The organism is Aquabacterium humicola (genome assembly GCF_030167915.1).
In the GTDB taxonomy this organism is placed as follows: domain Bacteria; phylum Pseudomonadota; class Gammaproteobacteria; order Burkholderiales; family Burkholderiaceae_C; genus Pseudaquabacterium; species Pseudaquabacterium humicola.
In genome coordinates, this window is sequence record NZ_JARGNB010000001.1 from 1,930,803 (window position 1) to 1,953,847 (window position 23,045).

18 protein-coding genes are annotated in these 23,045 nt (G+C 73.0%); 17 read left to right on the plus strand and 1 reads right to left on the minus strand.

Translation table 11 applies throughout. The annotated features are described in order from the left end of the window. Nucleotides 1–56 precede the first annotated feature (56 nt). The 16 genes from P1K89_RS08555 (at nt 57) to P1K89_RS08630 (ending at nt 19,711) form a co-directional block, all read left to right on the plus strand. A complete protein-coding gene (locus P1K89_RS08555) occupies nt 57–1,118 on the plus strand; it encodes a pentapeptide repeat-containing protein (RefSeq protein WP_284615957.1) in 1,062 nt (353 codons plus the stop codon). A gap of 26 nt (nt 1,119–1,144) precedes the next feature. After that, nucleotides 1,145–1,843, plus strand: coding sequence for a DUF3540 domain-containing protein (locus P1K89_RS08560; RefSeq protein WP_284615958.1), 699 nt, complete (start codon nt 1,145–1,147; stop codon nt 1,841–1,843). Between the two features lie 17 nt (nt 1,844–1,860). Then, the gene (locus tag P1K89_RS08565; RefSeq protein WP_284615959.1) at nt 1,861–2,253 is read left to right on the plus strand and encodes a DUF4150 domain-containing protein; all 393 of its coding nucleotides are present in this window, start codon (nt 1,861–1,863) and stop codon (nt 2,251–2,253) included. A gap of 81 nt (nt 2,254–2,334) precedes the next feature. Then, complete coding sequence (locus tag P1K89_RS08570; RefSeq protein ID WP_284615960.1) at nt 2,335–4,530, plus strand: type VI secretion system Vgr family protein; 2,196 nt, start codon at nt 2,335–2,337, stop codon at nt 4,528–4,530. Beyond that, nucleotides 4,530–5,618 (plus strand): DUF2169 family type VI secretion system accessory protein, encoded by a 1,089-nt coding sequence (locus P1K89_RS08575; RefSeq protein ID WP_284615961.1) that lies wholly within the window; start codon nt 4,530–4,532, stop codon nt 5,616–5,618. The genes P1K89_RS08570 and P1K89_RS08575 overlap by 1 nt, the downstream gene beginning before the upstream one ends. A 12-nt stretch (nt 5,619–5,630) precedes the next feature. After that, on the plus strand, nt 5,631–6,695 hold the full coding sequence (locus P1K89_RS08580; RefSeq protein ID WP_284615962.1) for a beta-ketoacyl synthase N-terminal-like domain-containing protein: 1,065 nt from the start codon (nt 5,631–5,633) through the stop codon (nt 6,693–6,695). An 18-nt stretch (nt 6,696–6,713) separates the two neighbouring features. Then, a complete protein-coding gene (locus P1K89_RS08585) occupies nt 6,714–7,094 on the plus strand; it encodes a DUF4150 domain-containing protein (protein ID WP_284615963.1) in 381 nt (126 codons plus the stop codon). Nucleotides 7,095–7,122: 28 nt separating this feature from the next. Continuing rightward, on the plus strand, nt 7,123–8,070 hold the full coding sequence (locus tag P1K89_RS08590) for an AHH domain-containing protein (RefSeq protein WP_284615964.1): 948 nt from the start codon (nt 7,123–7,125) through the stop codon (nt 8,068–8,070). Between the two features lie 19 nt (nt 8,071–8,089). Next, nucleotides 8,090–8,647, plus strand: coding sequence for a hypothetical protein (locus P1K89_RS08595; protein WP_284615965.1), 558 nt, complete (start codon nt 8,090–8,092; stop codon nt 8,645–8,647). A 25-nt stretch (nt 8,648–8,672) separates the two neighbouring features. After that, the gene (locus tag P1K89_RS08600) at nt 8,673–9,128 is read left to right on the plus strand and encodes a hypothetical protein (protein WP_284615966.1); all 456 of its coding nucleotides are present in this window, start codon (nt 8,673–8,675) and stop codon (nt 9,126–9,128) included. Between the two features lie 16 nt (nt 9,129–9,144). After that, nucleotides 9,145–10,350 (plus strand): hypothetical protein, encoded by a 1,206-nt coding sequence (locus tag P1K89_RS08605; protein ID WP_284615967.1) that lies wholly within the window; start codon nt 9,145–9,147, stop codon nt 10,348–10,350. A 7-nt stretch (nt 10,351–10,357) separates the two neighbouring features. Next, entirely contained in the window at nt 10,358–12,703 is a 2,346-nt protein-coding gene (locus P1K89_RS08610; RefSeq protein ID WP_284615968.1) for a serine/threonine-protein kinase, read from the plus strand. 153 nt (nt 12,704–12,856) lie between these two features. Further along, on the plus strand, nt 12,857–15,700 hold the full coding sequence (locus P1K89_RS08615; protein ID WP_284615969.1) for a serine/threonine-protein kinase: 2,844 nt from the start codon (nt 12,857–12,859) through the stop codon (nt 15,698–15,700). Between the two features lie 51 nt (nt 15,701–15,751). Then, nucleotides 15,752–17,653 (plus strand): protein kinase domain-containing protein, encoded by a 1,902-nt coding sequence (locus P1K89_RS08620; protein ID WP_284615970.1) that lies wholly within the window; start codon nt 15,752–15,754, stop codon nt 17,651–17,653. Nucleotides 17,654–17,720: 67 nt separating this feature from the next. Continuing rightward, the gene (locus P1K89_RS08625) at nt 17,721–18,794 is read left to right on the plus strand and encodes a polysaccharide deacetylase family protein (protein ID WP_284615971.1); all 1,074 of its coding nucleotides are present in this window, start codon (nt 17,721–17,723) and stop codon (nt 18,792–18,794) included. Then, nucleotides 18,791–19,711, plus strand: a complete 921-nt coding sequence (locus P1K89_RS08630) for a tetratricopeptide repeat protein (RefSeq protein WP_284615972.1) — start codon at nt 18,791–18,793, stop codon at nt 19,709–19,711. The genes P1K89_RS08625 and P1K89_RS08630 overlap by 4 nt, the downstream gene beginning before the upstream one ends. 111 nt (nt 19,712–19,822) lie before the next feature. Here P1K89_RS08630 and P1K89_RS08635 read toward each other — a convergent pair whose 3' ends face one another. After that, on the minus strand, nt 19,823–20,701 hold the full coding sequence (locus P1K89_RS08635; protein WP_284615973.1) for a LysM peptidoglycan-binding domain-containing protein: 879 nt from the start codon (nt 20,699–20,701) through the stop codon (nt 19,823–19,825). Nucleotides 20,702–21,022: 321 nt separating this feature from the next. Here P1K89_RS08635 and tagH point away from each other — a divergent pair, with 321 nt between their 5' ends. After that, a complete protein-coding gene (gene tagH, locus P1K89_RS08640) occupies nt 21,023–23,044 on the plus strand; it encodes a type VI secretion system-associated FHA domain protein TagH (RefSeq protein ID WP_284615974.1) in 2,022 nt (673 codons plus the stop codon). Nucleotide 23,045: the final 1 nt, after the last annotated feature.

Genomic DNA, 23,045 nt, shown 5'->3' on the forward strand with positions numbered 1-23,045 from the left:
ACGACCAGCCGTTCCGAAGGGCTCATCCCGAAGCACTCAGTGCGGAGGGCAGTCCCGTGAGCACGCCCAGCCTGACCATCGTCGACCTCACGCTGCTGGCGACCCACGGCGAGCCCATCGTCGGCCACCAGCTGCAGGGCATCCAGCTCGCGCGCGCGCCGCTGCCGGGCGCGGTGTTCAGCCGCGTCAATTTCCAGGAAGCCGACTTCAGCGGCGCCGACCTGCGCGAGGCGGTCTTCGACCAGTGCGACTTCACCGGCGCCAATTTCAGCGGCGCGCAGCTGCGCGCGGCGGTCTTCAACCGCTGCCGCTTCCAGCAGGTGCAGGCCGCCGGCGCGAAGATGCACGCGGCGAAGTTCGTCGACACCGGCCTGCAGGACACGGTGCTCACCGGCGCCGATCTGAACCTGGCCGCGTTCCACCGCTGCCGCCTGTCGCGCGCGCAGCTCGGCGGCGCGCTGATCGACCGCAGCACCTTCGTCGGCTGCGCCTTCCCGCAGGCGGTGCTGCGGCAGGTCGCCTTCCACCAGGTCACGCTGTCCGGCGTCGACCTGGAAGGCGCCGACTGGGCGGGTTCGAGCTTTGCCGGAGTCGTCTTCCACGAGGTGAACCTCGACGGCCGCAGCTTCGCCGGCCTTCGCCTGACCGGCTGCCAGTTCCCCGGCAGCTCGCTGCAGAACGCCGACTTCGAAGGCGCGACGCTGACGCAGAGCAACTTCCAGGCGGTGCCGCTGGGCGCCGCGAACTTCACCCGGGCCGACGCGGCGATGGCGATCTTCGTCAAGGCCCGCGCGCAAGGCGCCCGCTTCGGCGGCGCGCGGCTGCGCCACGCGCTCTTCGCCGAGGCCCAGCTCGACCGCTGCGTGTTCGACGGGGCCGATCTCTATCAAGGTTACTTCGCGGACGCCACGCTGCAGCAATGCAGCCTGCGCGACTGCGAGCTGACCTATGCCGATTTTTCGCGCGCCCGCCTGCCGCAGTGCCAGCTGCAGGGCAGCCGGCTCGAACGCGCGAAGTTCCACCGTGCCGAGCTGGCCGGCACCGAGCTGCCGGCGGGCCATGGTTCGCTCGGCACCGACCCCGTGCAGGCCAAGGCCGAGCTCTGGCCCAACGGCTGACCTTCATCGTTTTCAGGAGTGCCTCGATGACCACCCCCTCCCTCGCATCCGCGGCCACCACCCGCCCCGCCCCGCTGCCGCCGGCGCAGCCCGCGGCGCTGCTGCCCGCACACACGCCCACGCCATGGCAGGGCCCCGGCGTGGTCTGCGCCGAGGCCGACGGCGCCTGGGTGGTGAACGCCGACACCGGCTCGTTCCGCGCCCGGCTGGCCGCGTCCTGCCTGCTGCAGCCGCAGGTGGGCGACACCGTGTGGTGCTGCGGCGTGGTGTGCGACGCGGCCCCGGCCGCCGCCGACGCTGGCCAGGCCGCCCGCTACTGGATCACGCTGGTGCTCGAACGCGCCGAAACCGCCGGCGCGCGGGTGCAGCTGCCGGCCGATGCGACCCTCGCCAGCGCCGACGGCCGCCTCGCGCTGCAGGCCGACGAGCTGCAGGTGCGTAGCGGCCGCCTGTCGCTGCTGACCGAACAGGCCAGCGTGATCGGCGGCGCGTGGGAGGCGGTGCTCGGCGCGGTGCAGCTGACCGGCCAGACGCTGCGCTCGGTGTTCGACCGCGTGACGCACACCGCGCAGCAGCACCGCCGCGTGACGACAGGCATCGACGCCGTGCATGCCGACGTGCTGGAGCTGCAGGCCAACCAGCTGGCCAGCGTGCACGGCGAGCACGTCATCGTGCAGGGCGAGCGGCTGATCAAGTCGCGCGCCGCCCAGATCCACATGGGCTGACCGCCGGGAGCGCCACGATGTTCGCCAACTGCCAGCTGATGGGCATGGACATGGGCTTCCCCGATGTCTGCCTGACGCCGACGCCGGTGCCCACGCCGATCCCCTACCCGAACATCGCGATGGGGCCGACGGCGGTGCCGAACAACCCCACCGTGCTGTTCATGATGGGCCCGGCCCACAACATGGCAACGACGATCCCGATGACCAACGGCGACAACGCCGGCGTCAACCTGGGCGTCGCCTCGGGCACGGTGATGGGTCCGTCGCGCCACCTGACCGCCGCCTTCACGGTGCTGATCAACGGCGCGCCGGCGACCCGCCTGACCAGCATGAGCCTGCAGAACAGCACCAACTGCCCCGGTGCGCGCATCGTGCCGAGCCAGACGCTGGTGCTGCTGCTGGCGCCGTAGTTCACCGGCCGGGCCCTTGCGGGCCGGGCAGGGTGACTTTCGGCGCTGTGCGCGCCGCGGGCGATCCCCCACGATCCCCGCATGGCGACCACGACGCTGCCGATCTCGCTGACGAGCCCGCTGCCGGCGGCGGACCTGCGCTTCGACTCGATGAGCTACACGTCGGGCCTGAGCGTGCTCGACGAGCTGCACCTGAACCTGCTGAGCGAGAAGGCCGACATCGAGCCCGACAAGCTGCTGGGCCAGCAGATCGATCTCGAGGTCGAGCTGCGCGAAGGCGAGCTGCGTCACATCTGCGGCTACGTCGCCCGCTTCGGCATGGGCCGTCACCAGGGCCGCTACTACGGCTACCGCGCCGAGGTCGTGCCCTGGCTGTGGTTCCTGACGCGCAGTGCCGACTGCCGCATCTTCCAGCAGATGTCGGTGCCGGAGATCGTCGAGAAGGTCTTCGGCGACCACGCGGCCATCGCCAGCTTCGAGTTCAAGCTCGCGGGCAGCTACCGCAAGCGCGAGTACTGCGTGCAGTACCGCGAGACCGACTTCAACTTCGTCAGCCGGCTGATGGAGGAGGAAGGCATCTACTGGTTCTTCGAGCACACGGCCGGCGAGCACAAGCTGATCATCGTCGACGCCACCAGCGCGCACGCCGCGGTGCCCGGCTACGAGAAGCTGCCCTTCTACGGCAATACCGGCCAGCTCTCGCCCGACGTCGACTTCGTCTCGAACTGGAACTTCAGCCGCGGCGTGCGCACCGGCAAGGTCGTGCTGCGCAGCTACAACTTCGAGACGCCGTCGACCAGCCTGGAAGTGCAGCAGAGCGTCGGCCGCGCGCATGACCAGGCCACGCACGAGCAGTTCGACTGGCAGGGCGACTACCTGAAGAAGCCCGACGGCCAGCACCTGGCCGACATGCGCATCGACGAGCTGCAGACGCGCCACGAGCAGCGCTCGGGCCTGAGCAACGCCTACGGGCTGGCCAGCGGTCACCTCTTCACGCTGACGCGCCATCCGCGCGCCGACCAGAACGCCGAGTACCTGTGCGTGCAGGCGCAGGTGCAGGCACAGATCAACGGGCTGGAGGCGGGCAATGCCGCCGGCCCGAACGGCGGCCAGAACGGCGGCGAATGGCAGTGCAGCTTCGCCGCGATCCCGTCGAGCCAGCAGTTCCGCCCGCCGCGGCGCACGCCCAAGCCCTTCGTCCAGGGCCCGCAGACCGCTGTCGTCGTCGGCCCCGCCGGCGAGGAGATCTTCACCGACAAGTACGGCCGGGTGAAGGTGCAGTTCCACTGGGACCGCGAGGGCAAGAAGAACGAGAGCAGCTCGTGCTGGATGCGTGTGTCCTCGCCGTGGGCCGGCAAGAGCTTCGGCTTCGTGCAGATCCCGCGCATCGGCCAGGAGGTCATCGTCGACTTCCTCGAGGGCGACCCCGACCAGCCGATCATCACCGGCCGCGTCTACAACGCCGAGCAGATGCCGCCGTGGGAGCTGCCGGCCAACGCCACGCAGTCGGGCGTGCTGTCGCGCTCGAGCAAGGGCGGCGCGTACGGCAATGCCAACGCGCTGCGCTTCGAGGACAAGAAGGGCGCCGAGCAGGTCTGGCTGCATGCCGAGAAGAACCAGGACATCGAGGTCGAGAACGACGAGACGCACTGGGTCGGCCACGACCGCACGAAGACCATCGACCACGACGAGACCGAACACGTCAAGCACGACCGCACGAAGACGATCGACAACGACGAGAAGGTGCACGTCAAGCATGACCGCACCGAGACCGTCGACAACAACGAGAAGATCACGATCGGCGTCAACCGCACCGAGAGCGTCGGCAACAACGAGTCGATCTCGATCGGCAACAACCGCACCGAGAGCGTCGGCGCCAGCGAGACCGTGTCGGTCGGCAAGAACCGCACGCACGACATCGGCGAGAACGAGTCGCTGACCGTCGGCAAGGACCGCAATCACTCGGTCGGCAAGAACGAGACGATCTCGATCGGCACCGACCAGACCGAGACCATCGGCAAGAACCTCAAGCTGCAGGTCGGCGAGAACCGCCAGAGCAACGTCGCCAAGGACGACAAGCTGCAGGTCGGCAAGAAGTTCTTCCTCGAGGCCGGCGACGAGATCACGCTGAAGACCGGCGATGCCAGCATCACGATGAAGAAGGACGGCACGATCACGATCAAGGGCAAGGACATCACGGTCCAGGGCAGCGGCAAGATCGCCATCAAGGCCTCCAGCGACGTCGTGATCAAGGGCTCCAAGATCGCTGAAAACTGATGCTCCAGGTCGACAACCAGACCCCCTTCGGCGCCGCGCTGTCGGTGTTCCCCGACGTGCGTGGGGTCGAGACCGCGTACCTGGTGCTGAAGGCGACGTTCCAGTTCGCTTCGCGCGGGCCAAAGCTGGCCGAGAAGCAGATTCCCCTGCTCGCCGCGGACGTGTTCTGGGGCGACCCGCAGTCGACCAGCCTGCGCGCGGGCGGCGACTTCGCGCCGTCGAAACCGGCGACCGACGTGCTGCTGGTCGGCCGGGCCATCGCCCAGACGCCGGGCACCCGCGTGGCCGACGTGCGGCTGCGTGTCGGCCCGGTCGCGAAGGTGGTTCGCGTGTTCGGCGACCGGCGCTGGGAGCGCTCGGGCCAGACGCTGGTGCCCTCCGCGCCGCAACCGTGGGAACGCGTGCCGCTGCGCTGGGAATACGCCTTCGGCGGCATCGCCGCCGCGGCTCCCGGGCAGGATCCGTCGCAGCGCGAGCATGAGCCGCACAACCCGGTCGGCCGCGGGGTCGCCGGCCCCGATCCGATGGCGCTGGCCGGCCAGCTGCTGCCGAACCTCGAGGACCCCGCCGCGCCCATCGCCTCGCCGCAGGACCGGCCGCGTCCCGCCGGCTTCGCGCCGGTCGCGCCGAGCTGGATGCCGCGCCGCGCCTATGCCGGCACCTACGACGCCGCATGGCAGCGCGAGCGCGCGCCCTACCTGCCGCTGGACTTCGACCCGCGCTATTTCCAGCTCGCCCCCGCCGGCCTCGTGGCGCCGGGCCACCTGCAGGGCGGCGAGCCGGTGGAGCTCGACGGTTTCACGCTCGGCGGGCCGCTGCGCTTCACACTGCCGCAGCTGACGCTGGACACCGACTTCCATTTCGACGGCCGCTGGCAGCCGCGGCCGCCGCTGCTCGAAACCGTGCTGTTCGAGCCCGACCAGGGCCGCTTCCAGATGTTGTGGCGCGCGGCGCTGCCGGTCGACAAGAAGCTGCTGCGGCTGGCCGAGGTGCGCGTGCGCTGCGCCGAACACGGGTCCGATGGCCGCCCGCCGCCGCCGCTGGCGTCGCTGCAGTCGCTGCCACCGGCCTATGCGGAGGCGCGCTGACGCGCGAAGACGATGGCCACGCCACGCATCGTCATCGCAGGCGCCGGCGTGATCACGCCGATCGGCCTGAGCCTCGCGGAGACCGCCGCGTCGGCGCGCGCGCGCGTCGCGCGGCTGCGCGAGATCGAGTGGCGCGACCGCCGCTTCGAGCCCTTCGTCGCCGGCACCGTGCCCGACGAGGGCCTGCCGCCGCTGGCGCCGGCGCTGGCGGCGCAGGGACTGTCGCGGCGCGAGGCCCGCCTGCTGCAGCTGGCGCACGCGGCGCTCGAGGAAGCCCTGGCGCCGCTCGGCGGTCGGGGCGGCGCGCTGCCGCTGCTGCTCGCCTTGCCCGAGCACCATACGCTGCAGCCGATCGACGCCGGCCGCTTCCTGCTGCGGCTGGCGCAGCAGGCGCCCGGCGCGATCGACACCGGCGCCAGCGCCGCGGCACCGCGCGGCCGTGCCGCCGGCCTGCTGGCGCTGCGGCGCGCAGCGGAAAAACTCGCCGAGGGCGGCAGCCCGTGGATCGTCGTCGGCGGTGTCGACAGCCTGGTCGACCTCTACGTGCTGGGGCTGTTCGACGATGCCGGCCGCATCCGCAACGGCGTCACGAGCGACGGCTTCAGCCCGTCCGAAGGCGCCGCCTTTCTGCTGCTGACCACCGCCGAGACCGCGCACGCACGCGGCGTCACGCCGCTCGCGACCTTGCTGGGCACCGGCCAGGGCCTCGAAGCCGGCCACCTGTACTCGGACGAGCCCTACCTCGGCGAAGGCCTCGCCGCGGCCTTCGCGCAGCTGCTGGCCGAGAGCCCGCCGCCGCAACCGATCGGCACCGTGTGGTGCAGCTTCAACGGCGAACGCTACTGGGCGCGCGAGTTCGGCGTGGCGCGCACGCGGCAGTCGGCCGCCTTCGCGCCCACGCAGACCATGGAGCACCCGGCCGAATGTTTCGGCGATCTCGGCGCGGCCTGCGGCCCGGCGCTGGCGGCGCTGGCCGCGCACAGCGTGCACCACGGCTGGCGCGCCGACCCCAGCCTGGTCTACGCGTCGTCCGACCGCGGCGAGCGCGGCGCCGCGCTGCTCGGCCGCTGCGAATGACACCCGAAAGACACGACCATGCCTTGCACCGTCCACAACATCACCGGCTTCGCGCACAAGGGCAGCAGCGGCATGAGCCTGGTCTTCCCGGACGTCTGCAAGACGCCCGCGCCACCGGCGCCGCCGATCCCGATCCCCTATCCGAACCTCGGCAAGTCGGCCGATACCAGCCAGGGCACCACCAAGGTCGAGGCCGACGGCAACATGATCATGGTGAAGGGCGCGAAGTACATGATGAGCACCGGCGACGAGCCGGGCAGCATCGGCGGCATCATCAGCGGCGTCTTCAAGAGCGAGTGCGAGTACCTGATGTACTCGTTCAACGTGATGCTCGAAGGCAAGAACGTCTGCCGCATGGGCGACCCGCTGTGGCACAACAAGAAGAACATCTGCGGCTGAGGCCGCGACACCGACCGGAGCCCGCACGATGACCGAACTCGCCGAACCGATCGCCATCGGCATCACCGCCGAGGAAGCAGCCGCCGACTGCCCGTTCGCCGACGCGGCGGCGGGCGTCGACACGCTCGAAGCCGAGGACATCCCCAAGGACGACCTGCCCGCCGCCACCGCCACGCAGGAGAACGACGGCGGCGTGCTGGGCAGGAACATGATCAGCGGCTCGCCCGGCAAGGACGGCACCGTCGGCGGCCCCGTGCCACCGCCGACGATGAAGGCCGATCCGCGCCTGGACACCGCGCGCAGCGGCCGCAAGGTGCGCGTGCCCGGGACCAGCGACATCGCCGAGGGTGTCTACGGCTTCACCGTCGCCGCCCACCACCTGATCCCCGGCGACGCGGCCCTGAAGCCCAGCAACCTCAAGGCCCTGATGACCAAGGACGAGACGGTCGAGGTCACCGTCACCGGCGGCGCGAAGAAGAACAAGAAGATCCGCAAGCACATCGGCTACAACGTCAACGGCGCGCACAACGGCGTCTGGCTGCCAGGCAACTACTACATCCGCGGCAATACCTCGCCGGTCAGCGGGCAGAGCTGGTCGGACCTCGGCGACAACCCGTGGTGCCGCAACTACGTGGCCGCAGTGTCGATGGCCGCCGGCGGCCAGATCCACGATGCGCATACCAAGTACAGCGCGGCCGTCGAGACGGTGCTGAACAAGTGGGCCGCGGTGCTGGTGGACCATGAGTGCGACAAGTGCAAGGCGCCGGACATCAACCCGCCGTTCGAGGTCAAGGCCCGGCTGTACGCGCTGTCGGGCTTCCTGAAGACGCAGGTCACCTCCGGGCCGATGGCCTGGAAGCGGCCCTGGTTCACCTCCGACCGGTGGCGCGACGACGCCTTCGACGGCGGCAAGCCGAGCGCGGCCTTCATGGCCGCCTACAACAATGCCGGCCTGGTCGGCGTGACGCCCATTTGATGAACTAGGAATCCCGACGATGGCTTATTTCGTGATGGTCGGCGAGGGCAAGCACCCGGTGATGCCGATCGCCTCCGGCCCCGAGAACCTCAAGGGCAACTGGTACCTCGGCCGGGCGATCACCGACGCCGTGCCGCAGCCGCTGGTCTACACGCTGGACCCCGACTACGGCGGCAAGCCGAAGGCGATGTACGGCGAGAAGGCGATCCCGGTGATGCGCGACGACGTGATCGCCGCGTTGTCCGGCGCCGGCGTCGACAACATCCAGTACTTCGATGCCGTGCTGAAGGACCCGGCCAGCGGCGCCGAGTACCGCGACTACAAGGCCTTCAACATCGTCGGCCTGGTGGCGTGCGCCGACCCCGCGTCGCAGCTGATGGGCACATCGCCCGCGCGCATGGGCGACACCGACTACGCGGCGCTGGTGATCGACGAATCGAAGACCGGCGGTGCGCTGCTGTTCCGCATGGCCGAGAACGTCAGCGCGATCGTCGTGCACGAGCGCGTCAAGCAGGCGATCGAGGTGGCCGGCATCCCCGGCTTCGTGTTCTACGGTCCCGGCGAGTGGTCGGGTTGACGGTCGACTGAAGGAGGGATCGACGATGGCTGCCAAGAAACCGATCGCCCGCGTCGTCGCGCTGCCGCCGGCCAACCCCACGCCGGCGGCCGTCGCCGACGAGCGCTTCCCGTTCCGCGCCCGGCTGGTCGCAGTCAGCGGCGACGGCACGCTGCTGGTCGAGGATGCGCAGGGCCGCCGCCAGGAATGCGACTGGCTCGCCGGCCCCGCGACCGTCGGCACGCCGCTGGCGCCGGACGACGCCGTGCTGGTGCAGCCGCTGGGCGGCGATGCGCGGGCCGTCGTGCTCGGCCGCATCGTCGCCTACACCGCGGCGCCGGAGCACGTGACGATCCGCGCCGCCGAGACGCTGACGCTGCAGTGCGGCGACAGCCAGGTCGACCTGCGCGCCGACGGCAAGCTGATGATCCGCGGCGACGACGTGCTGGTGCGCGCGAAGGGCACGCAGCGCATCCGCGCCGGCACGGTGGCGATCAACTGAGCGGCAGGCCGGCACGATGGCGCGGTGGCGCTACATCCCCGAACTGCTCGACCGGCACGCCGAGGACCTGGCCTTCCTCGCCGGCCAGCGCCGCGACGCGCTGCAGTCGCCGCGCCACACGCTGCGCGAGTTCGGCGAGCTCAACGAACGCATCGAGGCGCATGTGCAGGGCCTGCTGGTCGCCCCGGCGCAGACGCTGCTGGCGCGGCTGGAACCGCAGCTGCACGGCGACGACCGCGACGAGGCCTTCGCCGCCGCCTATGCGCTGCTGCGTCGCGAAGCGCCGTCGACGCAGCAGGCCGTACTGGCCGGCTTCGGCCAGGCCAGCGGCGCGGCGCTGCTGGGGCTGCGCGACGCCTTCAGCCTCGCGCCGCTCGGCGCGCACCAGCCCGCGCTACTGGCGCTGGCCGAGCGTGCTGCAGCGCCGGTCGCCGCCGCCGCGGCGGTCGTGCTGGCCAACCACCGGCAGCTCGACGGGGCGTTGCCGCGGCTGCAGGACCTGCTGCTCGACGAGGACGCCGCGGTCTGCCGTGCGGCCTGGCTGGCCGCGCTGCATGCCGACGCGCGAGCCGGCGCACCGGCGCACAAGCGCCCCTACCAGCACGCGCTGGGGCACGCGTCAGCTGCGGTGCGCTATGCCGCGTGGGCCGCTGCCGCGTGGACCGGCCAGGCGCAGGCGCTTCCGCTGCTGCGCCATGTCGCCGCCGGCGACGATGCGGTGGCGCTGCACTGGCTCGCGGTGCTCGGCGGCATCGAGGACGTCGCCACGGTGCAGCGCGCGGCGCTGCGCCTGGACGATGCGCAGGCACGCTGCACGCTGCTGTCGCGCTTCGGCCACCCGTCGGCGCTGAATGCGCTGGTGCGCTGGATGGGTGAAGACGACGTGGCGCTGGCCGCGGCCTCGGGCGAGGCCTTCACCCGCATCACCGGCATCGACGTGCGCGGCGAGCGCCGCCCGCTGCCGGTGCCCGAGCAGGCCGACGCGTTCGAGCGCGAGATGGCCCCGCTGGTCTGGCTGCCCGATGCCGACAAGGCGCGCACGCTGGTGTCCGAACGCGGCGCCGAGTGGATCGCCAGCCCGCGCTGGTGCAATGGCGTGCGCGTCGACGGCCCGCTGCCGCCCGATGCGCTGCTGCCCTTCGACCTGCAAGCGCGCTGGGACATCGGCGCCCGGGCCGCGCTCGCCGGCCGGCCGGTGTGCTCGCCGCCGCCGATCCACTGAGGCCCCGATGAGCGCACCGACCCGCCTCGGCAAGTATGAGATCCGCCGCGAGCTCGGCAAGGGCGCGATGGGCGTGGTCTACGAGGCCTGGGACCCGGTGATCGACCGCCGCGTGGCGATCAAGGTGATCCGGCGCGACGCGCTCGACCTGGCCGCGGGCGGCGACAGCCAGGACGGCGGCGAGCTGCTGACGCGCTTGCGGCGCGAGGCCCAGGCGGCCGGCCGGCTCAGCCACGCCGGCATCGTCGCGATCTACGACTTCGGCGAGGACGCGACGCAGGGCGGCGGCCCGGTCGCCTACATCGCGATGGAGCTGATCGACGGCCGCGAGCTGCGCGAGCTGCTCGACGACGGCCAGCGCTTCGGCCCCGACGACGCGGTGCGCATCGTCGGCGAGATGCTGGCCGCGCTGCAGCATGCGCACGAACGCGGCGTCACGCACCGCGACATCAAGCCGGCGAACGTGATCCTGATGCACGACGGCAGCGTCAAGCTGGCCGACTTCGGCGTCGCGCGCATCGAGAGCTCGGACCTGACGCAGGCCGGCACCCTCATCGGCACGCCGAGCTACATGTCGCCCGAGCAGCTGCTGGGGTTGCCGGTCGACGGCCGCTCGGACCTGTTCTCCTGCGGCGTACTGCTGTACGAGATGCTGACCGGCCGCAAGCCCTTCGCCGGCAGCATGACGACGGTGATCCAGAAGGTGCTCAACGAGCAGCCGGCGCCGCCGTCGCAGGCCAACCCGGCGCTCAGCCCGGCGTGGGACGCGGTGCTCGACCGCGCGCTGGCGAAGAAGCCCGAGGCGCGCTTCCAGAATGCGCGGGCGATGGCCGACGCGCTGCGCGCGGCGCTGGCGGCCCAGAGCGGCGACGCGACGGTGGTGCGGCCGGCCGACCGGGCCCCCGCCGCCGCCGGGGCCGTGCACCGGCGGCGCGGCGCCTGGATCGCCGGCGCCGGCCTGGCGCTGGTGGGCGCCGCGATCGCCGGCGTCTACGTCGCGACCCGGCCGGACGATCGAGGCCTGGCGGCGAGCCCGCCGGCACCGGCCGCGAGCGCCACGGTCGTCGCGGCGGCCCCCGCTTCCGCGACCGCAGTGCCGCTGCCGGCGGAGGCCGTCGCAGCGGCGGCGGCGTCGGCGGTCCCCGCGGCCGCAGCCGCTTCGGCAGCCTCATCGCCGGCGCCGGCCTCGGCAGCGCCGTCGAAGCCGGCGCCGGCGCCGGCGGCTTCGCGCAGCGCGACCGCAGCGTCCCGCGCCGCCGCGCCACCCGTGGCCAGGACCGCACCGGTGGCCGCGGCGCCGACGCCGCCCTCGGCCTCCACCGCGGCGGCCACCGAATGGGCGCGGCGCGCGGCGCAGCTGCAACGATCGCGCGAGGCCACGACGATGCGTGCCGCGCTGACGCTGCTGCTGGAGCCGCTGAACGGGCCGGACCGCAGCGCGCTGGCCGAGTTCGACGCGGCCTTGCTGCGCCGGCCGCCGCACACCGCGCTGGTGATGGGCGCCAAGGACGGCGCCGCCGTCTTCTCGTGGCAGGCCAATGCCAGCAGCGCCGATGAGGCGGTCGACGCGGCGCGCCGGCGCTGCTTCACCCGCCACGCGGTGCACTGCCGGCCGGTGTTCGTCGACGGCGAGCTGCGCCGCGACACGCTGGCCGCCACCTTCGCCGAGTTCCACCAGCCGATCGCCGACGTGCGCAACAGCCTGCTGTACTACCTGAGCGCCACCACGCAGGCGATGCGTCGCGACGACGTCGCCATCGCCAATGCCGCCAGTGCCGCGGCCGCCGCGAAGGCCGGCGCGGCATCGGCGGCGGCGAAATCGCCGCCCGCGCCACCAGCGACGGGACCCGCGACGGGCCCCGCGACGCGACCGGCGGTCAATGCGCCGGGGCCGGCCGCACGGCCCGCGGCCAGCACACCGCCGGCCGCCGCGTCGTCGACGCGACCGGCCTGGGAGCGTTCGATCGCCCGCCTGCGCGCGCTGCCGGCGTCGGCGGGTCTCGCGAAGGCCTTGCAGGCGCTGCTGCAGGCCGACGCGGCCGAGGACCTGGCGCAGCTCGAGCTGCTGCAGGCCACGGTGCTGCGGCTGCGCTGGAGCACGGCGCTGGCGATGGGCGAGCGCAACGGCTATCTGAGCTACTACTGGCCGCCGCAGCCCGAGTCGCGCGCGGACTGGGCCGAGCAGGCCGCGCTGGGCCAGTGCAAGGCGCGCTCGTCCGGCTGTGTCATCGTGCTCGTCAACGGCGAGCTGCGGCCCGGCGCGCTGGCCGAGCTGGCCGTGCGCTTCGACGCCCGGGCGCAGGCCGAGGTGCGCGCGGCCTTCCTGCGGGCGCTCAAGGCCAACCTGCGCTGATCGGGGCGGGACGGACGGCCGAAAGTCATGTCCGCGCCTGAAATGGCCCCGGGTGTGCGCTTCGTCCCCTTCCGTCGATTGCCACGGATGCATCGCCTCGGCCATGATCGCGAACGAACCACTGCCGCCCGTCGTCCGCCCGACCGTTGACCCATGCCCATTCCGACCCGCGTTGGCAAATACGAGATCCGCCGCGAGATCGGCAAGGGCTCGATGGGCGTCGTCTACGAAGGCTTCGACCCGCTGATCGAGCGCTCGGTGGCCGTCAAGGTCATCCGCCCCGACCAGCTCGGGCCGCAGTCGGCCGAGCTGATGGCGCGCCTGAAGCGCGAGGCGCAGGCCGTCGGCCGGCTCAACCACCCGGGCATCGTCGCGATCTACGACTACGGCGAGGACGCCACCCTCGGCGGGGCGCCGGTGGCCTTCATCGCGATGGAGCTGATCGACGGCAAGGAGCTCAAGCACTACTTCGACAACAAGCACCGCTTCCCGCCGGCCGACGTGGCCCGCATCATGGGCGAGGTGCTGTCGGCGCTGCAGCATGCGCACGAGCGCGGCGTGACGCACCGCGACATCAAGCCGAGCAACGTGATCCTGCTGCGCAACGGCAGCATCAAGGTCGCCGACTTCGGCGTCGCCCGGCTCGATAACTCGCAATTGACGCAGGCCGGCACGATGATCGGCACGCCGATGTACATGTCGCCGGAGCAGATCCTCGGCCTGCCGGTCGACGGCCGGTCCGACCTGTTCTCGTGCGGCGTCGTGCTGTACCAGTTCCTCACCGGCGAGAAGCCCTTCACCGGCAGTGTGACCTCGGTGATGCAGCGCGTGCTGCACGACGAGCCGGCGCCGGCGACGCAGCTGAACGCCGCGCTGAGCCCGGCCTGGGACACGGTGCTGCGCAAGGCCATGGCCAAGAAGCCGGCCGAGCGCTACCAGAGCGCCTCGGCGCTGGCCGACGCGATCCGCGCCGCCGCCGCCGTCAAGGGCGACGAGGCCACCGTGGTGCTGCCGATCGCCAAGCCCGGCTCGGGCAGCGGCACGATGGGCACCGCCGGCACCGGCGGCAGCTTCGGCGGCGGCGGCCTCGGCATCATCGGCACCGCCGGCACGGTGACCGGCATGCCCAGCTTCGCCAGCGGCGGCGCCGCCGGCGCGCCGCCCCCGGCACCGCTGCCACCGCTGCCGATGCCGCCCGTGCCGTCGGGCAGCCCGACGCCCGCCGGACCGGCACCCGCGCCCGCCACGGCCCGGGCCGCCGCGGGGAACGGCGACGGCATCGACCTGTTGATCGGCGATCCCACCGTCCCGCCCGGCGCCAAGCCACCGCCGATGACGCCGATGACGCCGACGCTGCCCCCGGGCATCGCGCCACCCCCGTCGTCGGCGGCGTCGATGACCATGGGGCTGAGCACCGCCACCCACGCCGGCACCGCGGCCGCGGCCGGCACGGCCGCCGCCGCGGCCGCCGCCGCCGCGGCGTCGGCCTTCGCCCGACCGGCTCCCGCCAAGGCGCCGAGCAGCGGCGACGACGCCGCGACCATCGCCGTGCCGACCGCGCGTGCCTCGGCCCCGGTGCCGCCCGCGCCGCCGCCGGCAGCGACCGGCAAGTCCCCTGCACCGGCCTGGCGCGCGCCGTCGCCTGCCTCGGTGCCGACGCCGGCCGCCGCGAAGCCTGCGGCGGCGGCCCGCTCGAAGACCCCCATGTTCATCGGCGCCGCATCGCTGATCGCGGTGCTGGCCTTCGCCGGCCTCTGGTGGTCGCGCTCGGGTTCGGCACCCGAACCCTCGCCGGCACCGAGCGCCGGCCCGACGCCGGCCCCGGCGCCGGTCGCCATCGCGCCGCCCGCGCCCGCACCCTCCCCGCTACCCGCCCCGACACCCGGCCCGGTGCAGGCCGAAGCGCCACCCCCCGTGACCGCCCCGACGCCAGCACCGGTGGCCGCCGCACCCGTGGCCCCGGCGCCCGCACCCGCGGTGATCGCCGCGCCGCCGCCGATCGCCGCTGCGCCGGCGACCCCGTCGGTCCCGGCCCCGGCCGCCGCCGACTTCACGGCCGAATGGCGCACCCGCATCGCCCGGCTCGAAGCGCAGCGCACGCCGCTTGCGCCGTCGGCCGCCCTGGCGCTGCTGCTCGATGCGAACAGCAACGACGACCGCCGCATCGGCAGCGAGCTCGATGCGATGCTGAAGTCGCGCCCGGCGAACAGCGCGATGGCGCTCGGCGTCGGCAGCGACGGCCACCTGCGCTTCAACTGGCAGGTCGCGCGGCCGACGCCGGCCGCCGCGCAGGACGGCGCGCTGCGCCGCTGCCGCGAGCAGGCCGGCGCCAGCGGCGGCTGCGCGGCGATCGTGATGAACGGCGAGCTGCGCCGCGATGCGCTGATCGAGGCCGCGCGCGCGCTCGGCGCGCAGAACGTCGGCATCGTGCGCACGCGCTTCATGCGCGCGCTCGACCGTGCGCTGGCCGAGCAGCGGGCGAAGGACCCGGCCGCCGTGGCCACCCCGGAGCCGACGCGGCCGGCCGCAACTCCGGCGCAACCGCCTGCCCCCGCCCCGGCGGCCCGGCCGGCGACGAATGAATGGACCGACGCGATCGCGCAGTTGCGCGCGAACGAGTCCCGGCTCAACGTCGGCAGCGCGTTCGAGCTGCTGCTGAACGTGCGCGAGCCGGCCGACCTCGACCGCCTCGCGCAGCTGAACCGCGCGTTCCGCCAGCTGCGCTGGAAGAGCGCGATGGCGGTGGGCGAGCGCAACGGCGCGATCACGCTCGGCTTCGGCAGCAACGAGCGCACCGGCGCCTGGGCCGAGGAGCGCGCGGTCGGCGACTGCAACCGCAACGGCAACGCCGGCTGCGTGATCATCGGCGCCGACGGCAGTCTGCGGCCGGGCGCCTTCGTCGAATTCGCCGGCCGCCTGAACGGCCGCAACCAGGCCCAGGTTCGAGAAACATTTCTGCGCGAGCTTCAGCGCGCGTTGCAGGCCGGCATCCAGTAGCACGCTCGCCAGCGACAATCAGCGAGCGCATACTGCGCCGGCTTGCCTTCCATGAACTCGAAAGACTCTCCGGCCCTGCCCGCGCAGGGCGCCGAACCGCTGCCCCCGCCGTCGGACGACGACGACGCCGAAGCCACGCGCGTCGTCACGGTCGCGCCGCCGACGCTGGCCGCCGCCGGCTACGAGCCGACCATGGTGTTGCGCACCGACCAGCGGCCCTCGCCCGCGACCCTGCTGACCGGCGACGGCAAGCGCGCGCCAACCTTGCCCGGCTTCAGCGGCCGCGGCGAAGGCACGGTGCAGGAGATCGGACGCTACCTGGTCCGCGAGCGCCTGGGCCGCGGCGGCATGGCCACGGTCTTCAAGGCCCACGACCCGACGATCAACCGCGACGTCGCGATCAAGTTCCTGCACGCCTCGCTGTGCGCCGATGACGAGTACCGCTCGCGCTTCCTGCGCGAGGCGCGCGCCGCGGGCGGCCTGTCGCACCCGAACATCGTCGTCGTGCACGACGTCGGCGAGATCGACGGCCGGCCCTACATGGCGATGGAGCTGATCGACGGCGTGTCGCTCGCCGACGAGATCGAGAAGCACAAGGTGATGCCGATCCGCGACGTCGTCGTGATGGGCATGCAGCTGGCGCGCGCGCTCGACTACGCGCACGGCCGCGGCATCGTGCACCGGGACATCAAGCCCGGCAACATCATGCGGCTGGCCGGCAGCCAGACCATCAAGGTCACCGACTTCGGCATCGCCCACATGGACGAGTTGGGCGACGGCCAGCACACCCGCGTCGGCGACGTGCTGGGCACGCCGCAGTACATGTCGCCCGAGCAGACCAACGGCGAGAAGCTCGACGGCCGTTCGGACCTGTTCTCCACCGGCATCGTGCTGTACCAGATGCTGACCGGCAAGCGGCCGTTCCGCGGCGACAGCCTGGTGGCCGTGGCCACGCGCATCGCCAACGAGGAACACCCGCCGATCACCAAGCTGCGGCCCGAGGTGCCGGCGTCGCTGCGCCGGGTGGTCGACCGCTGCCTGGCGAAACAGCCGGCGAACCGTTTCCAGACCGGCCGCGAGCTGTCCGACGCGCTGGCCAAGGTGCTGGCCGAGCTCGACGAGGTCGCGCGCGAGCGCAACCGCCCGCGCATCGTGCCCTTGCGCCTGAAGTGGGCGGCCATGATGGCGGCGATCGTCGCCGTCGTGATGGGCTTCACCGCGGCGCTGATCACGCAGCGGCAGTACACCGCGATGATGGGCCAGGTGAGCGACTACGGCGCATCGCTGGCGCGCATGATCGCGCAGCAGAACGCCGCCTCGGTGCTCGGCGACGACTGGGAGGCGGTCGACGTCGCGGTGCAGGAGATGATGAAGACGCGCAACTTCGAGCGCGTGACCGTCATCGATCTCGGCGGCATCGTGCGCGTGTCCAGCCTGCCCGGGCTGGTCGGCCAGCCCTACAAGCCCGAGGGCAGCGAAGCCATCGGCAAGCACGGCGCGATCGCCGCGTCGCGCTACCAGGTGAAGGGCGCGCCGGTCCTCGGCTTCGACGCGCCGATCACCTTCCAGGACAAGCAGGTCGGCCGCGTCGCGCTCGGCATCCCGGAGGAGCCGCTGACGCAGGTGGCGCGGCTGTCGATCTCGCTGATGGTGGTGCTGGCGGTGGTCACCGTCGCGGCGGTGGCGATCGCGATGTACTTCGTCGCCAACTGGTTCGCCAAGCCGATCCGCCTGGTCGCCGACTCGATGGCCGAGATCGGCAAGGGCCGCTTCGACCACCGCATCAACGAGCAGCGCAAGGACGAGTTCGGCGAGCTCTACGTCGCGTTCGACCAGATGGCGCAGGCGCTGCAGGACCGCAATGCCGCGGGCATCGACACGCCGCTGCCGCCGACCTCGATCGGTCGCGGCCAGGCGGGCGGCGGCCGCGAACGGCCTTCGTCGCCGAGCTGACGCGGGCCGCGCGATGGTCCGTGCCCTCCGCGCCGCGGCGTGCGGCAGCCTGCTTGAACCGGCCCCCGTGCCGTCCCTGCTGCCGGCCCTGCTGCTGGCCCTTCTGCTGGCCGGCTGTGCCGGCCGTGGCGCCGCACCGCCGGCCGTGACCGAGGGGCCGCCGCCGCCGGCCGCCCGCGCGGCCGAAGTCGCCGCGGCGGCCGCGCCGCATGTGCGCGCCGCCGGCGAAGTGATCGGACGCGGCGAGCGGCTGCTGATCTACCTGCCGCGCGAAGGCGACCAACTGCCGGCGATCGCCGAGCGCTTCCTCGGCGACGCAGACAAGCACTGGACCATCGCCGAGGCCAACGGCGTCAGCCGTGTCGAGGCCGGCCAGCCGCTGATCGTGCCGCTGCAGCCGCTGAACCCGGCCGGCGTGCGCAACGGCGAACTGCAGACCATCCCGATCCTCTGCTACCACCGCTTCGGCGCCGGCGGCGCGAAGATGGTGGTGTCGCCGTCGAACTTCGCCGCGCAGCTCGACTGGCTGGCGCGCAATGACTACCAGGTGCTGAAGCTGTCGCAGGTGGCGGGCTTCCTCGCCGGGCGCGAGGCGCTGCCGCGCAAGTCGGTGGTCATCACCATCGACGACGGCTACGAGTCGGTGTACCGCCATGCGTATCCGCTGCTGAAGAAACACGGCTTCCCGGCGACGTTGTTCGTCTACACCGACTTCATCGGCGCCGCCGACGGCCTGAGCTGGGCGCAGCTGCAGGAGATGGCCGCGTCGGGCGTCATCGACATCCAGGCGCACTCGAAGACCCACCGCAACCTGACCGACCGCGCCGCCGGCGAGACCGACGAGCGCTACCGCGCGGCGATCGACACCGAGCTGCGCGCGCCGCGCGAGCTGCTGGAAAAGCGGCTGGCGTCGGCGAAGGTCAAGGTGCAGCAGTTCGCCTACCCGTTCGGCGACGCCAACGACGTGGTGCTCGAGACGATGACCCGGCAGCGCTACCAGCTCGGCGTCACCGTGCAGGCCGGCGGCAATGCGTTCTTCGCGCAGCCGACGCTGCTCAGGCGCACGATGGTCTTCGGCGACCTCGACCTCGAAGGCTTCAAGTCCAAGCTGCAGACGAGCCGCAGCGTCACGGTGCCATGACCGGCCGACCGTCCGCCCGGGCCTGCGCGCTGGCGGCGCTGACGGCCCTGCTGGCCGCCTGCGGCAGCACCCCCCCGGCGCCGCCGCCCGGCCCCGCGCCGGCACCGGCGGCCGCACCGGCGCCGACCCCGCCCGCGGCCGGCATCGACGCCTTCGAGCGCCGCCAGCGTGCGAAGGCCGAGCAGGCCGCGCGCCAGGGCCGGCTGGGCGACGCGGTGCTCGCATGGGAATCGCTGGTGGCGCTGCGCCCCGAGCAGCGCGACTACCGCGAGCGCCTGGCCGCGACCCGCGCGCTGGTGCAGAACACGCTCGCCGAACGCCTGCCGAAGGCCGAGGCGGCCGCCCGGCGGGGCGACCTCGACGGCGCGACGCAGCTCTACCTCAGCGCGCTGGCGCTCGATCCGCTGCACGAAGGCGCTGCCGACGCGCTGCGGCAGATCGAGCGCGAGCGCAACAAGCGGCATCCACCGGGTGCACGCTTCGCGCGGGAGGCGGCGGCCCGCCGTCCGGCGCCTAGCGAGATATCGGCGCGGCCATCGGCAGCGGCGAAACCGCCCGCCGCGCAGCGCGCCGATGCCGACCGCAATGCCGTCGAACACGCGGCGATGCTGGCCGCGCAGGGCGAGCTCGACGACGCGATCGCGCTGCTGCAGACGCCGGCGTCCGCGCAGCGCGCCGACACGCCGGCCGCGCGCAAGCTGCTGGCGGAACTGCTGGTGCAGAAGGCCGAGCGCATCGCGGCCACCGACCGCGCCGGCGCCATCGCCGCGCTCGAGCGCAGCCTGCAGCTGGATCCGTCGCTGGCCGCTGCACGTGCGCGGCTGCAGGTGCTGCGCGAGGGCGGCACGCTGCCCGCGCCAGCGGTCACGGGGCCGCCGCCGGGCCGCCCCAAGGCGGCCGAACGGGCGAGCCCCTGAAGACCGGCCGTTCGCCAGGCGCCGATCGTCCGCTGGACGATCGACGTCCGGACTCACCCCCGCGGGGGGACCAACCCGGAGGGCTGCAGGGGGCCGACCGCCGCCGGGCCCTCACTTCACCTTCGTGAGCTTTTCCTTCAGGTCGATCGCCTTCTGGCGTTCGAGCTGCGCGGTGCGGTTGTTCGGATCGATCTCCAGCACCGCGTCCCACGCGCGGATCGCGCCATTGAGGTCCTGCTTCGCGAAGGCGGCGCGCGCCGCCCGCGTGTGGCGCGTGATGGCTTCGTTGCGGCCGCGGGCCGCCTTGTCGGCGTCGGACGTCGCATCGGTCGCCGACGCCGCCGGTGAAGGGGCCGGTGAAGGCGCCGCTGCCGGCGTCGGGGCGGGCGCCGCTGCCGGACGCGGCGCGGGCGCCTGCACCGGCGCCGGCGCGGGCGGCGTCAGCGCCGAGGGCGGCGGCGACTTGCCGGGCACGCGGATCAGCTGGCCGCCGGCGAGCTGGCGCGGCACCTTGATGTCGTTGTAGCGCGCCAGCGCGTAGAACAGGTGCACGTCGTTGAGGAAACGCTGCGCGATGCGCGACAGCGATTCGCCCGGCTGCACCCGATAGGCGAAGGACTCGCGGCCGAGCATCGCGACCGGATCGTCCTTGATCTGGCGCAGCAGGCTCTGCGCGAGCTTGTGGCCGGGCTCGGTCTGCAGCACGCGCTGCAGTTCGATCGACGCCTGGTCCTCATGGCCGGCCTCGAGCATCTCGATCGCGGCGGCGACGGTCCGCGACACCTGCTGCGGCGGCAACGGCGGCAACGGCGGCGGCGCCTCGGGGGCGGGCGCCGTGCCGGGCGCCGCGGCCGGCCCGGCCGGCGTTGGTGCCGCAGGGCGCGGTGCCGGCGGCGCGCTGGTCGCACCCGGCGGTTGGGCGCAGCCGGCCACCAGGCCAACCGCCACGAGCAGGGCCGTCAGCCGACGCAGGTCACCGGGGGAAGTCATCTTCGATTGCTCACCTGTACGGTCGAGTGTCGCAGGCAAGCCGGGCGGCCCGCCCCACAACGAGGGGCGGCGCGCCGCGCCGCTGATTTGGCGCGCAACCCATTGAAATGAATTATCGGCCAGCGTTGCAGCCCTCAACAAGCCGCGCAGTGCACGGCAACAGCTGGAAACACCGTCGCGCAACATCGCAAGCGAGCGTCCGTGGAATCCATCGCTGCGGGGATGACTTTCGGACATTGCTCTTGCCGGAGTCACAGCCGAGGATGGCCTGCCCCCGAAAGAAGGCGGTATCCACTGCCGGACAGCCCACCCCCACCGGCCATGACCCTCACCCTGCTCGCGGTATCGCTCAACGAGCAGCCGCTGTCCCAGCCGATCACGGCCTGCTTCGACGCCAGCGGCGGCACCATCGGCCGCGCCGATCACAACACGATGGCGCTGCCCGACCCCGAGCGGCACATCTCGCGGCTGCAGGCCGAGATCATCGGCACCGGTGCGCAGTACCTGATCAAGAACGTCGGCGCCGCGAACCCGATCACCGTGGGCAACCGCACGCTGGTGCAGGGCGAGAGCACGATGCTCGGCAACAGCGACCAGGTGCGCATCGGCGGCTACCTGCTGCAGGTGGTGGTCGACGCCGAGGACAGCGGCGACATCACCCGCGGCCGCGCCGCGATCGCCGCCGCCGAACCGACCGCGCTGCGCAGCAACGCCTGGCCCCGCGAAGCATCGACGCCGCCCCCGATCAGCACGCCGCGGCCGGTGTCGGCACCGGCGATCGGCGGCCTCGCCGACATGGCGCCGCTGTCCAGCAGCAATCCCTTCGCCGACCTGATCGGCGGCGCCCCCGCCGCACCTGCGGTCGCCGGCCCCGCGGGCTTCGCGCGACCCAAGCCGTCGACGGGGGACACCTTCGCCGACCTGATGCCACCGCCCTCGGGCATCCCGCGCGGTTCGCAGGCCTTCGGCGCTCCGGCAGCCGCGCCGGCCGGGCGGCTGCCCGACGACTTCGATCCCTTCGGTGCCCCGCCGCCGCAGCGGCCCGACCCCTTCGCCGCGCCGCCCGCGTCCCGGGGCGGCGGCGCCTTCGACGACCTGATTCCGAGCGCCCCGCCGTCGTCGCTGGACAGCATGTTCGGGCTGCGTGCGCCGCCGGCCAATCCGGGCGCGGCGGCCGATCCGCTGGCGAACTTCATGGCCGGCCTGCCGCCGGGCGGTGCCGGCGCCGGTGCCCCCGTGCCGGCCGGTGCGGGCGGCCTGTCGGTCGATCCCTTGGCGCTGTTCGGCAGCAGCCCGCCGGCGGCGCCGGCGAGCGCGCCCTCCGTCGCCAACCACACGCCCGACCTGATGGCCGGCTTCGTGCCGCCGCAGCAGGTCTCGCCGCCGCGACCCCTGACGCCGAAGCCGGTGCCGTCCACGCCGGAAGTGGCCAACCCGGTGCTGCCGACGCGTTTCGACTGGCAGATGAGTCCGCCGCCGCCGCCGATCACGACGCCGGCCGCGCGCGTGGAACTGCCGCCGGCCGCAGCGCCGCAGTCAAGCGCACCGGCCTCGGCGCTGGACTTCGACTTCGGCACGCCGCCCGCGTCGGCAGCGGCACCGGTGCCCGCGATGGCGCCGGTCGCGCCGGCAGCGGCCTACGTGCCGACGCAGTTCGCATCGCCGGCTGCCGCGCCGGCGATCGCCGCCGCGCCGACCACGGCAGCCAGCCCACCGGCCGGCCCGTCGCCGAGTTCGGCCGACATCGAAGCGCTGTGGCGCGCGTTCTGCGAGGGCGCGGCCATCCCGCCCGAGATGCTGCCCGGCCTGACGCCGGCGATGATGCGCGACGTCGGCGGCGTGATGCGCGCCGCGATCGAAGGCACGCTGCAGCTGATCGCCGTGCGCGCGACCACCAAGCACGAGCTGCGCGCCGCGGTCACCGTGATCCAGGCGCGTGGCAACAACCCGCTGAAGTTCTCGCCCGATGCCGCCACCGGCATCGAGCAGCTGCTCAAGCCGACGATGCGCGGCTTCCTGTCGGGCCCGGCGGCGATGACCGATGCGATGAACGACCTCGTCGGCCATTCGATCGGCACCGTCGCCGGCATGCGCGCCGCGCTCGACGGCATGCTCGGACGCTTCGCGCCGCAGCAGCTCGAATCCAAGCTCGTCGGCAGCTCGCTGCTCGACAGCGTGCTGCCGATGAACCGCAAGGCCAAGCTGTGGGAGCTGTACCTGCAGCACTTCGAGACGATCCGCGACGAGGCGCAGGAGGACTTCCACAACCTGTTCGGCAAGGCCTTCCTGGCCGCCTACGAACAGCAGCTCGAGCGGTTGAAGCGCAACAACGGCGGCGGCTGAA

Excerpts from the sequence above, each read along its gene's own strand:
- P1K89_RS08580 (WP_284615962.1), top strand. The coding sequence starts at position 5,631 with ATGGCCACGCCACGCATCGTCATCGCAGGCGCCGGCGTGATCACGCCG.
- P1K89_RS08610 (WP_284615968.1), top strand. The coding sequence starts at position 10,358 with ATGAGCGCACCGACCCGCCTCGGCAAGTATGAGATCCGCCGCGAGCTC.
- P1K89_RS08630 (WP_284615972.1), top strand. The coding sequence starts at position 18,791 with ATGACCGGCCGACCGTCCGCCCGGGCCTGCGCGCTGGCGGCGCTGACG.
- P1K89_RS08565 (WP_284615959.1), top strand. The coding sequence starts at position 1,861 with ATGTTCGCCAACTGCCAGCTGATGGGCATGGACATGGGCTTCCCCGAT.
- P1K89_RS08615 (WP_284615969.1), top strand. The coding sequence starts at position 12,857 with ATGCCCATTCCGACCCGCGTTGGCAAATACGAGATCCGCCGCGAGATC.
- P1K89_RS08575 (WP_284615961.1), top strand. The coding sequence starts at position 4,530 with ATGCTCCAGGTCGACAACCAGACCCCCTTCGGCGCCGCGCTGTCGGTG.
- P1K89_RS08590 (WP_284615964.1), top strand. The coding sequence starts at position 7,123 with ATGACCGAACTCGCCGAACCGATCGCCATCGGCATCACCGCCGAGGAA.
- P1K89_RS08600 (WP_284615966.1), top strand. The coding sequence starts at position 8,673 with ATGGCTGCCAAGAAACCGATCGCCCGCGTCGTCGCGCTGCCGCCGGCC.
- P1K89_RS08585 (WP_284615963.1), top strand. The coding sequence starts at position 6,714 with ATGCCTTGCACCGTCCACAACATCACCGGCTTCGCGCACAAGGGCAGC.
- P1K89_RS08595 (WP_284615965.1), top strand. The coding sequence starts at position 8,090 with ATGGCTTATTTCGTGATGGTCGGCGAGGGCAAGCACCCGGTGATGCCG.
- P1K89_RS08620 (WP_284615970.1), top strand. The coding sequence starts at position 15,752 with ATGAACTCGAAAGACTCTCCGGCCCTGCCCGCGCAGGGCGCCGAACCG.
- tagH (WP_284615974.1), top strand. The coding sequence starts at position 21,023 with ATGACCCTCACCCTGCTCGCGGTATCGCTCAACGAGCAGCCGCTGTCC.
- P1K89_RS08560 (WP_284615958.1), top strand. The coding sequence starts at position 1,145 with ATGACCACCCCCTCCCTCGCATCCGCGGCCACCACCCGCCCCGCCCCG.
- P1K89_RS08635 (WP_284615973.1), bottom strand. The coding sequence starts at position 20,701 with ATGACTTCCCCCGGTGACCTGCGTCGGCTGACGGCCCTGCTCGTGGCG.
- P1K89_RS08570 (WP_284615960.1), top strand. The coding sequence starts at position 2,335 with ATGGCGACCACGACGCTGCCGATCTCGCTGACGAGCCCGCTGCCGGCG.
- P1K89_RS08605 (WP_284615967.1), top strand. The coding sequence starts at position 9,145 with ATGGCGCGGTGGCGCTACATCCCCGAACTGCTCGACCGGCACGCCGAG.